Origin of the sequence: Spirosoma profusum (assembly GCF_014699005.1) — a bacterium.
GTDB lineage: Bacteria > Bacteroidota > Bacteroidia > Cytophagales > Spirosomataceae > Spirosoma > Spirosoma profusum.
Map to the genome: position 1 here is coordinate 16,347 of NZ_JACWZY010000062.1, position 11,198 is coordinate 27,544.

7 protein-coding genes are annotated in these 11,198 nt (G+C 54.6%); 6 read left to right on the forward strand and 1 reads right to left on the reverse strand.

Annotation, left to right across the window (positions count from 1 at the left end; genetic code table 11):
- Positions 1-11: 11 nt before the first annotated feature.
- Genes IC229_RS33730 through IC229_RS33745 form a run of 4 tightly spaced genes read left to right on the forward strand, consistent with a single transcriptional unit; the run spans position 12 to position 7,419 of the window.
- On the forward strand, positions 12-2,549 hold the full coding sequence (locus IC229_RS33730; protein ID WP_190893229.1) for a hypothetical protein: 2,538 nt from the start codon (positions 12-14) through the stop codon (positions 2,547-2,549).
- Positions 2,549-4,939 (forward strand): hypothetical protein, encoded by a 2,391-nt coding sequence (locus IC229_RS33735; RefSeq protein ID WP_190893231.1) that lies wholly within the window; start codon positions 2,549-2,551, stop codon positions 4,937-4,939. The genes IC229_RS33730 and IC229_RS33735 overlap by 1 nt, the downstream gene beginning before the upstream one ends.
- Entirely contained in the window at positions 4,936-6,078 is a 1,143-nt protein-coding gene (locus IC229_RS33740) for a hypothetical protein (protein ID WP_190893233.1), read from the forward strand. Before IC229_RS33735 ends, IC229_RS33740 begins: the two co-directional genes overlap by 4 nt.
- Positions 6,079-6,081: 3 nt before the next feature.
- Positions 6,082-7,419, forward strand: a complete 1,338-nt coding sequence (locus IC229_RS33745) for a hypothetical protein (protein ID WP_190893235.1) — start codon at positions 6,082-6,084, stop codon at positions 7,417-7,419.
- Here IC229_RS33745 and IC229_RS33750 read toward each other — a convergent pair.
- Complete coding sequence (locus IC229_RS33750; protein ID WP_190893237.1) at positions 7,407-7,877, reverse strand: hypothetical protein; 471 nt, start codon at positions 7,875-7,877, stop codon at positions 7,407-7,409. The two genes, IC229_RS33745 and IC229_RS33750, sit on opposite strands and share 13 nt — an antisense overlap.
- Between IC229_RS33750 and IC229_RS33755 the strand changes: the two genes are divergently transcribed.
- The gene (locus tag IC229_RS33755) at positions 7,863-9,368 is read left to right on the forward strand and encodes a hypothetical protein (protein ID WP_190893239.1); all 1,506 of its coding nucleotides are present in this window, start codon (positions 7,863-7,865) and stop codon (positions 9,366-9,368) included. The genes IC229_RS33750 and IC229_RS33755 overlap by 15 nt on opposite strands.
- Before the next feature lie 13 nt (positions 9,369-9,381).
- On the forward strand, positions 9,382-11,198 hold a 1,817-nt coding region (locus IC229_RS33760), incomplete at its 3' end, for a right-handed parallel beta-helix repeat-containing protein (protein ID WP_190893241.1).

Sequence of the window (11,198 nt, forward strand, 5' to 3'; positions counted from 1 at the left end):
AGAGCGCACCAATGGCCGGAGCAATTAACATACGACTGGGGGCCATTGTCACGGATTTCGTGACCGGCTTTAAGTCCGCCCGCGATTCCGCCGGACTGCTCTACAAAGAACTTAACACCAATCTGGCGGCAGGCTACGCAAGAGCCGACCGCGAACAGCGAAACTTTGATAGGGGCCTGGGCCGTCTGGCGAAAAACATTCAGTCCACCGGCACTTCGCTCACCACCTACCTTACTTTACCCCTGGCTGGACTTGCCGGAGCGGGCCTGAAAGCCGCTTCCGATATGGAGCAGGCGGGGGTTAGTTTTCGGGTACTGCTGAAAGACGCCAATCTGGCGGCTCAGACGGTGAACGATTTAAAGTCGTTTGCCGCCACCACTCCTTTTGAATTTAGTGACGTACAATCCGGGGCCAAACAGCTGCTGGCTTACGGCTTTGCCGTGGGCGATCTGAAAACCCTTTTGACCGATGCGGGCAATCTGGCTTCGGGCTTCGGGGTTGAGATTGGCGAAGTTACCCGCGTACTGGGACGGCTTAAATCCGGTGATTTTGGCGAAGCGTTTGAGCGGCTACGTGACTTTGGTATTGGTCGGGATGTACTGGAGGCCAAAGGCTTGAAGTTTGATAAATCCGGTCAGTTTCAGGGGTCGGTACAGCAGGCCTTCAGCGTTATTCAGGGAATCATCCGGGAGCGCTTTGGTGGGCAGATGGAAGAGCAGAGCAAAACGCTCGGCGGCATTGCCTCCAACATCAAAGACTCGTTCACCTTCGCCCTGGCTGATATTGGCACCCAGCTCGTCAAGACCTTTAACCTCAAAGAGGTCGGTACGGGACTGGCTTCGGGCATCAATAAAATACGTGATGGGTTTCTGTCACTACCCGCACCCATTCAACAGGCTTCAGTAATGTTTGGAGCGGCTGCCGCTGCCGCCGGTCCGCTATCGCTGGCAATCGGCACGATTATCAAGCTTCTCCCGGAAATCAGATTAGGCTTTGCGGCGCTGACGGGTCCGGTTGGTCTCGCTGTGGCTGCTGTAGCGGGGGCGGCAATCCTGATTGTCGCCAACTGGGACAGCATTAAAAAAATACTCACCGATTCAGGTATCTGGCAGACAGTGACTACACTGGTGAGCGATGCCATGAATTCGGTTAAGTCCCTGTTTAGTGCCGCCACAAGCTTTGTAAAAGGGGTGTGGGGGCTGTTTGGCGGGACTATTACCCAAATCATCAAAGGTGCCTTCACGGCGATTTCTGGTATCATATCCGGAGCCTTCACCGCCATTGCCGCAATCTTCACCACGGCTACCGGTGTACTATCGGGTATTATCAAGGTATTCACCGGAATCTTTACCCTCGACTGGACAACACTTAAAGAGGGGTTACAGAATATCACGGTCAGTATCTGGAATGGTATCCTGGGTATTTTCGTCGCAGGCGTAAAAGCGGTTGGCGGGGTATTGACCGGATTTCTGGAACAGATCGGCGCGGATAAATTCGCTGCCGCTTTTGCTGCTAAACTAAAAGTTGTCACCGACGGAGCGAACGACCTGAAAATAGCCGTTCAGGGCGCAGCTCAGGCGGCAAACACCCTTACTGCACCACCAGCAGCCGCAACGCCGGGGAAAACAAATTTAGGCGGCGGGGCTATTAGCGGGCTATCCGGTGGAGCCAATGGCAGTTCTGCGAGTGACGATGCTGCCTACCAAAAGAAGCTTACTCAACTGGAAGAGTTTGAGCGACGGTTAAAAGTCCTGAAAGAACTTCAACAGGATAATCGGGAATTTGGAATAACGCTTGCCCCTGCAACACTCTACGAAATAGATGCGCTGGAGATTCAGATTAAACGTATCAAAGGGGAATTTAACGGCATAAAACCGGCGAACAATTCTATCTCTTTTGCGGATGCCCTTTCAGGTTTGGCAGGTGGTAAAGAAGGCCCAACCCTACCGGGTCTAGCTGCTTTTCAAGAGCGGATCAAAAAAGGTCAGGAAGACGCTAAAAATGCGATTGAGGGCTTCAAGAACTATTTGGGTATCGCTAAGGACCAATTGGCTGGAGTCGGTGTTGGGCTATTTGAAGGGCTAGGTGCTTCGATTGCCGCCGGACAGAGTCCTCTCAAAGGCATACTTCAGACTATTACCAACTTCATCGGTGATTTCGCTATTAAACTCGGCTCGGCTATCCTACTCATGGGTAAGCTGGAAACCGTTGCGGCTGCTTTACCCTTTCTTGCTCCCTTATTTGCCTTAACTGGACCCGCTAAAATTGCCGTTGGCGCGGGCCTTATTGTGGGTGGCGCTGCTATCAAAGCTATTGGAGCAACTGCGTTTGCAAATGGGGGAATTGTTAGTGGGCCAACCCTCTCATTAACAGGCGAGTACGCGAATGCCCGCAACAATCCGGAAGTCATAGCCCCCCTGGATAAACTCAAAAATTACATCGGACGCAGTGGCGGTACGCAGGTCTTCATTCCCGACGTACAGATTTCCGGTTCCGATTTGCGCATTGTGCTATCCCGCGCCAATGATGACTATAACCAGTTCGCCTAATGCCTGACTACAACGAGATATTCTACGCCGACTTTAAAGAGATGCAGCCACCGGGTGTGCATATCCCCTCGGCGCAGTACCGCATCTCGATCAAAATGGCGGATTATGCGGGCGAAGCAACAGAAATCTTTGCCTATGCCGAAGACAATGGCTGTTGCCAGATCGGACTAGCCGACGGCTCAGGAAGTCTGTTTCTGCCCATGCTATCGCAAATCTGCGACATTGATCTGCGCTTTACTTCCCACGAGCAGGCCGAACAGCTATACGTGACGGGCGACCGCTTTATTCGGGTCGATGTGCTGAGCGATCAGCTTGGCGGCTTCAACTATACCAAAACCGAATTTTCGGGATGGATACTTCCCCGCAATCTCACCTACGATTATAAAAAGCCGCCGTTTCGACTAAAGGCCACGGCGGTCTGTGGTCTGGCTTCGCTCAAAGACCGTCCCTTACTGAATCCCGACGGCACCCGCCTGAAAGGACACGTGAGCTACGCGCAGATCATTCGTACCTGTCTGTACTGGACGGGACTGTCCACAACCCTCACTACCAGCGTCAACCTCTACGAGCTATCAGACGTAGCTACAGGGCAACTGGTGGATGGCAAGGCCAATCCCGCCAAAGATCCGCTGTATCAGTCCCTATTGCGCGGGGAACGCTACATCAGCGACAAAGGTGAGGTAACCAACTGCTATGATGTATTGCAGGAGATACTACTGGAGAAAGAGTGTAGTCTGGAACAACTCGAAGGCGGCTGGTTTTTAAGCCGGATTCCCGAACGGGGCGGCAAATGGGACGTATCGAACCTGACGGGTGACAGTATCCACTACCGGAAATATACCAGCAGCAGCCTTAGTGCCGCGCCTGGCAGTCACGGTTCACTCTCGCTGATTCAGACCACGAGCCTGTCCGGTTCATTGCGCGTAAAGAGGGGGACGCCAAAAGAAGGCTTGCAGGCCATTAAGAACGGGGTTCGCATCGAGCAGAAATTTGGCGGGTATACCTCCAAGATTCCCAACGCCGACTTCTCTCAGGTCACTAACGGCATTCCGACCGGCTGGGGCACCAACATGGGTAGCGGAGATCGGTCCGTAATCGGCGACGGTACGGTCGATAATCCGTACCGGATCAAAATGATGGGGTACGGCGATGAGCTTTGGAACGGTGGCACACCTTACGTTGGCGTTCATATCGATTACCCTGAAGGCGCTCAGGAGCGCACCAAACACCTTAAACGTACCTTCAAATGCCGCGCCCGTCTATCAGGACTTCGGGCTGCTAAAATCGTAGCGAAGGTGTACCGTAAAGAGGATGACCACGCCCTGACGCAACTGGTTAGTTACCTCAGAATTGACAACGACTGGAAGTTTGAAAAGAATCTGAAATCTACCGAATCCAAGGGTAACCTGTTTTATAACTACACGACAATAGGTGGCGTGCAGCAATCCAAGCCCGGCTGGTTTCCTATCAGTCTGGATTTGGGGACACTGGACCGCGTATGGGCACTGGAAATCTTTTTCTGCCCCGGCGAGGCACTAGACAAATCGACAGGTGGCCCCTTTACCGGACCCCCACCGCCTTACGTTGAATACGCCGACCCTAAACTGGAAGTAGAGTACGACGGATTTACGCTCGACGGTATCCAGCAAACCATTGTCAATCCGGGTCAGACGGTAAAAGACCCAACGCTCACGCTAACACTAGGCGACGTACCCGCCGGGAATCGACCCGACGATAGATACAATACCGAGTACGTGCGGGGCATCGGTAGTACACCAATCTCATCAAGCATCTGGTATCGTCCCGATGCAGATATATTAGACCCCACGCCTGCTCAGAAGGATATTGGTAAAACGCAACTATCCTGGATCACTGAAGAGTACGCCCGGCAACTGATGAATCCGGCGCGAAGCTTTGAGGGTGAACTGTCCGGGCGGCTGGACTACGGCCCGCTGACAGTGCTGCGTATATTCGATACCGGTAGCCATAATCTAATCCTGACACGTTGGCAGTGGGACCTGCGAACCTGCAAGCACACCATCAGCGCCCGCGAACTGCTACCGGCTACGGTGAGCGTTCCGACTCCATTGAAAGAGTGGCAGTCCCCTGACGGCGCGTTTCCGCTCAACGAACGCGAAGACGGCGAGATCGAACAGCCAACTGAGCCGGAAGAAAAAGACCCTTCTCAGGCACTACTGGATATACTGCAAAAGTTTGGTGCTACCGAGCGACCCACGCTGGTCGCCTACGTACCGGGTTTTGTGTTCGATCCTCGCCCCGCTGGTGTTCGTCCGACGCTCACTGTGCTGGGCAATCAGGGGCAGGTGTTGAAAAATATATCCGGCCTGTTTCGAAAAGAATTTCTTCCACCTAACCCCTTTGGATCATGAGCTATACGCTACAGGGGGTAAAATTCAATACCAAGCCTGGCTATTCCTATGCACTGGAGTCGGCCTCTGAGCCGGGCTTCCCGGGTGAGTTTGGCTCAGAGGCTACGTTCGTGGTTGATAAAAACGGCGAGGCCTTCACGTCCGACGGCGGAGAATACCTGTTGTTTGCCCGTCACCCGATTCTTGATCCCGAACCTATCCCTTACTGGTTCTCCGTCACCGATGCGGGTCAGGTGATTGTCACCAACCCAAACCCCACTACACCCAGCGATGGGGGGGGCGATGGTGTTGGTTCCGCCGAAACGCTGCTTGAGTTGTCCCAGGAAGCTAATGTGCTGGGCAACATGCCAGCGGTGAAGGATCAGTTCAGCATCATCGGTGAAGACCTGAAGCTTTTGAACTTCTTCAAGTCCATTGGTCTCTACGGCAGCAACACCAATAAAAACCACTACATCGACCCGGCGGACTTCACCCAGAACGGGGAGTTTATCCGAAACATCAACAACGATGCCTTTCTAACCTTTTTTGGTCGTGCCCCGGACGGAGCCGCCATGATTCAGGTAGAAGGCAACAACTACATTAAAGTTTTCAGGGACGGCAGGGTATTTTTTTCCGGTCAGGATATTGACATGCCGGTCGGAAATGTCCTGACAAAGACATTCGCCGTCAATACGGCACCACTGCCAAGCCGGGACGTTCGGCTGGTCGGGGTGTACGAGCAGAATCCAGTCACGGGTGAATACGAGCTAAAGCTTCAGCCCATTGCCGACTTCACCGATGCGCAGTTTGCCTACCAGCCCATAAGCAAGTATGCCGATAAGCTGAATGTTACGCAAACGGCTATTCCGGGGGATGCGCGGAAGGTGCTGGAAATCCTGTGTATCGATCTGCCTCAGCAACCGGATACCATTCAGTATTTCACCATTAACCCAGCCAAAGTGGGCACACCGCAGGCGCACAACCTACAGGTCGCTGGCAACCGGATATTTCCAAAACTGCTCGATGCGGCCAATAAAGACGCCTTGCAGTACATGGATATTGAATTCTCCAACACAGCGCCGTGGACCTACACCATAACCGGCCCACCGGACACCACCAACTTCAACGGTAAACTAGAACTCAGAACCATTCCAGCCTAAGCCATGTCAACACCTAGTCTTATAAAAGTCATACGGGCGGCATTCGAAGAGGAGTTGCTGGATGAGGAAGGCAACCCCACCACCGACCAGAATCCGCTTTATGCCTACTACCAACTGAAACCCGGACAAACTGTAAGTTGGTCCGAGGTAGTGGAGCCTATGCGGGGTGGACTCAAGCGATACAAAGGCAACCTTGCCAACCTGCCCACCGGCTGCACACTACCCGACCCACCGGATGAGCCAACTGTCCCCGGTGACGATGGTAAACCCGTCTGGAACACCACCGCTTCGTTTCGAAAATTCATCAAAGGTCAGCTCTACGAGGAGGAGCTTCGCTTTAGCTTTCTCACCCCGGCAGCGGGTAAGACCATTACGGGCTTTGGTGACAACAATTCGCTGCCGCCGTTCCTGAGCATTCAGACCAGACCCAATGACAACCCGGTTCTGCGCGGCACCATACCCGCCGATTACGTGCCGAATGCGATCAATTTTACCCTGCACGGCTTTCAGAGCGACGGCAAGGTGTCGGCGGATAAGTCGTTCACGCTGGAAACCGATTCGGCTCCCGCCATCGGTGCCTACCTGATTGCCCAGCCTTCCGACCGTTCGCTGCTGCTGCTGATCCGGCCCGAATCCATCGGGGGTGCTGCTAAACCCAAAGTGCGCTTTGTAGCGGGACCTGCGGGCTTCGATGCGCGGCAGTTTGAAGCGCGTCAGCAGTTTCGCTCGGTGGGCAGCACGATCTATAACTTCGACCACACCTGGCTGCCGGTTGCTAACGGGGAATACGCGGTGGAGATTCAGCACAACACGCTCACCAAGTACCTGAAGATCATCTGGAACGGCACAGCGATTCTGGCTGAACAGACGCTATTGGATACCCAGCCCAGTGTCAACAACAATGGCGGGGTGGGGACACCGGCGGCTATTGTGGCGATTGATGTTACCTACGATCCGAATCCACAGGTCAATCAGGGCACGACCTACAATGACCGCGTAAGTGCCTACGTGAAGCTAACGACGGATGCAGCGGTAGAAAACAGCATTCAGAGTGTCGATGGCAGCGGAAATCCGATTACCGGCTTTAGCTCATGGCAGCCGCTGGCAGCCATTTCCGGCGATCCAAAAGGCTATCAGCGCCGGGCGGACTGGTTCAACGCAGCCGACCATTACCGGTGGCGGTTCCGGCTTGTTGGCGGTTCCGACATTATCGAGTTCATCTGGAACCGTCCGAGTGGGGCCGCTGACCGGGTTGTACACTATCCCATCACCGGGGGCGGCAATAATACCGGCGACCAATCGGGTACCAACCTCAGCGATACGTTCACCTACAACGAATAAGCACCATGACAGTAGTTCGCGCCATAGCCGAGCAGACCAGAGATTCGGGCGGAAACGTTACCGGCACCAAATATTATAAAGAGTCGGTGCCCGGTACCGGCAATTTCGATACCGAGATTTCCAATCCATCGGGCAAGACCAATGCCCGTTTTGGCCGCCAGAAGCGGACGAAGTACGCCCCGGAGCCACCCCGTCAGTACAATCCCGGCCAGTTCGGCACCAGCCTGACCTACGCGCCCCCCACCATATTTGGCCTCTCGATCGACTTCAATCCCGGCCCCCTGACTCCCGAGCAGCGCGAAGCGCAGGGCATCAACATGTTCAACGTCTGGACGCTTTCCAACAGCGAAAAGCTGTCGCTTCCTGCCTCCAAAGGGATGTATTACTTCACCGAATCCGCCTTGCACGGCCCCTACGAAGGGGCGTTGTACTTCGAGCGCAGCTTGCAGGAGTACCATAGTTATATCTTCGGTGGTGGGGGTTACTCCGGCTCAGTTCCTGCTTTCGGCGTATCCGGCGGTTCCGACCCTTACGCGGGTCGCGCGATACCCAACATCGAGTCGTCTAACGACTGGAAACGTACTCACTACGGCAACCGCAACCACTGGCCCAGCTGGGAGGAAAGCAAGAACCATGAAGTTATACTCGAGTCATCCGCCGCGATAGCTGAATTTGGCCCTAAATGTACCGTAGAGCAGTTATTCAGCAAGCCCGGCGCTCAGTATGCCGAGGAAGGCGTCAGGCGCTCGAACCGGCTGGTACTGCTGCATAAGGTTATCAAACAGAAAGGGTATGCGGGACTGGTGCATATCTACGGTTCCTGCGCCTATCAGGGCAACCCCCGGATCAGTGCCCTTGCCGAAATGGGGAGCCAGTTCATGGTCACGGCCAATTGTGACGTATCCAACATCGGCGGCACCTCCTCGGGTAACATTACCCTGAACGGACAAAGCTACGTGCTGACGGGCAACCAGTACGACCACGAAGACGCTACATTGGGCTACTTCTACAACAACCGCTTCGATATATCGGAGTCGGATTATAACGACATCTGGAACAGCAAACTGCCCCACACCCAGAACTATCCGTATTTGTGGAGCAAGATGTTTCCCACGCACGTAGTGGGCCGGGAAAAGGCGTTCTGGCAACTGGTGCGGGGCAAAATGCTCCATAACCAGCACGCTTTGCGTGGCATGATTCGTATGGCTGAATGCGTCTACGAGGCTGATGAGTGCTGCTACGTCAACAACGCCCCCCGGGGTGTTCGCGCTCCGTTTGGACAGTTATTCAACACCTTCCCTGAACTCAACGATTCGCCCAAAGTATGGCAGCCTCCGCACGATTTCTACAGCACCTACATGGTGGCACGGTTCTTCGGGGGTAACGACGAGAATAACGGATTACACATATTCCCCTCCAACAACAACAGCCGGGTGCGGGGCGACCTGAACTCCTCGGACTGGGCCAGCTTCAACCACGAGCTGCACACCTACACCGCGCTGCTTCAGGCCCGAAAGGACATGCAGGCATTAGAAGGCTTTTTCCCCGGCTCCTCCCTGATCGAAGATCCGGAAGTCAAGCTCAACGAAGCCGGCTCATTCAGTGCCTATAGTGGCGTAGTGGCCTATAACGACGCCGACGGTGGCCCCATCAACGCGGGCCAGAAACCCGCCGTGATGTTACGTTACAAAGTTCTGCCCGGCATTGGCTGGACGGTCTGGATACTGATCGGCTCCCCGCAGGGCTACAACGACTCACGAACCGATCTGATCCGCGTCTCTGCCAGCGGGCTCAACGGGAATATTTTCAAAGTCAAATCCATCGGCTGCGAGGCCCAGTTGCACGAGTTCGTGGTCAAGTCGGGCGATTCGGGTCAGACCTACGAAGCGATCAACACGATTGTTCTTTCCGAACGCAAACCCGGCTACGCGGGCAGAATTCAGGCTTAATACAACCCACCAGATGAAACAGCTAACCAGTATACTTCTATTCCTGCTTCCTGCGCTGGCGATGGCGCAGACGTTTCCGATTGCCCCGCCCAAAACGCCGATTAACAGCGGTACGATTCAACTGGGACGAAAAGCCGACGGCCTCTGGTACGAACGTGATGCCTCGGGCACCGAGCGTCCGTTCAGGATCGATGCCAGGTCCAACAGTGTGCCCATCTTCAGCGGCATCACCGGGATGCAGTCCCTCAGTCTGACCGACGCCACGGCAACAAGCACCATCACCGTGTTTACGCCCAACATGGCGGGGGTGTTCAACTACATCGCCGGCGACAACACGACTCCTAACGATGGGGTCATCAATGTCCGCACCGCGCCTGTTGCCGGCGCTCCTGCCGGGCTACTCTACCGCCGTCAGTTCGACGGGCTGGTCAACGTGAAATGGTTCAACGTGTACGGCGACGGGGTGCATGACGACTACGCGGGGATTCAGAACTGTTTTACCTACTGCGCGATTAAAAACCTGACGCCGTTCTTTCCCGATGGCACGTATAATATCTCGCAGGGACTATTCATGACCCTCAGCAATGCGTCCGGCACAATGGTCAACGGCGGGCGTCGGTCGGCGGGCATCAAAGGCGCGGGGTTAAATAGCGTTGCCATCAGATATACCGGGGCAACGGCGGCTACGCTCATCACCGTTACCGGCACGGGCGATGACGCCGTGCAGCTTGAAGGGTTCCGTTTGCTGTGCAGTAATCCGAACCTGATGAACAGTACCGGGCTGGGGCTTCACCGGGTAGCCAATTACAACGTAACAAAGGTGGGCGTCTCCACGATGTATCTGGGGGTGGATTTCACCGACGCGGGCGAAGGCACGTTCTCGGAATGCGTCATTAGTTATAATAAAATCGGCGGCTACGCGAACGTGGGCGTGCATGGCGTGGCACCCAACGGCAATCTGTTTCATAAATGCGCGATCAACTCCAATCAGTACGGGGGCATAAGGATTGTGAACGGCTGCAACAACGTCTTTTCGAACTGCCAGCTTTTGGGCAACGGTACCGTCTCGGGGCCGGACTCGCTCATGCGGGCTATTTATCTTGAGTACATAGGCATCAACGGGGGCAATGCCGCCTCGATTGAAAATAACTACATCGAGGGCAATCAGGGCGGGGCGTGTATCGAGATTAAGTTTGGTAACGGCGGGGCCGCTAATATTGAGAAAAACACGTTCAACCGGCTCGGTACCCAGTTCAACACGAACGATATCAAGTTCTCTGTCTTCAACGGACTCTCCGCCGGCGATACGCAGAAGGTGCACATCAAGCTTAATAACAACACCTACAACGGCTACAATAACTATACGCCCTCAGCCAGCAACAAGCGGGTTGTCTACACGTATGGAACGGGTAACTATGATGGCTATATCGTGGAGGATTCGGATAACTATTCGCAGCGGGTAATCGCTCCGGGCAGCGTTATCACCAACTGCCTTGTCGAGCGTCCGGCCTACCCACTGGCTAACGTGGAGTTTCCCTTCGTGAGTACCGATACGTATACCTCCTTCACCACTACCGTTGCCAGTCTCAGCACCACGGTTGCCAATAACACCACGGCCATAGCGGCTAATACATCCGCCATTGCGACCAAGCTAAACACCAGCACCTTTACCAGTTATACGGGCGTTCAGGCGACTGTTGACGACGCGCAGAATACAAAAGCCAACAGCCTGAGTACGTCGGTGGTGAGTCTAACCAGTAACAAACTGGATAAGGTAGGCGGCACGGCCAACAGCCTGACTGTGACTAATTTGAGTGCGTATGGTTTTCT

Excerpts from the sequence above, each read along its gene's own strand:
- IC229_RS33740 (WP_190893233.1), top strand. The coding sequence starts at position 4,936 with ATGAGCTATACGCTACAGGGGGTAAAATTCAATACCAAGCCTGGCTAT.
- IC229_RS33750 (WP_190893237.1), bottom strand. The coding sequence starts at position 7,877 with ATGGTACTCCTGCAAGCTGCGCTCGAAGTACAACGCCCCTTCGTAGGG.
- IC229_RS33730 (WP_190893229.1), top strand. The coding sequence starts at position 12 with ATGGCCGGAGCAATTAACATACGACTGGGGGCCATTGTCACGGATTTC.
- IC229_RS33735 (WP_190893231.1), top strand. The coding sequence starts at position 2,549 with ATGCCTGACTACAACGAGATATTCTACGCCGACTTTAAAGAGATGCAG.
- IC229_RS33745 (WP_190893235.1), top strand. The coding sequence starts at position 6,082 with ATGTCAACACCTAGTCTTATAAAAGTCATACGGGCGGCATTCGAAGAG.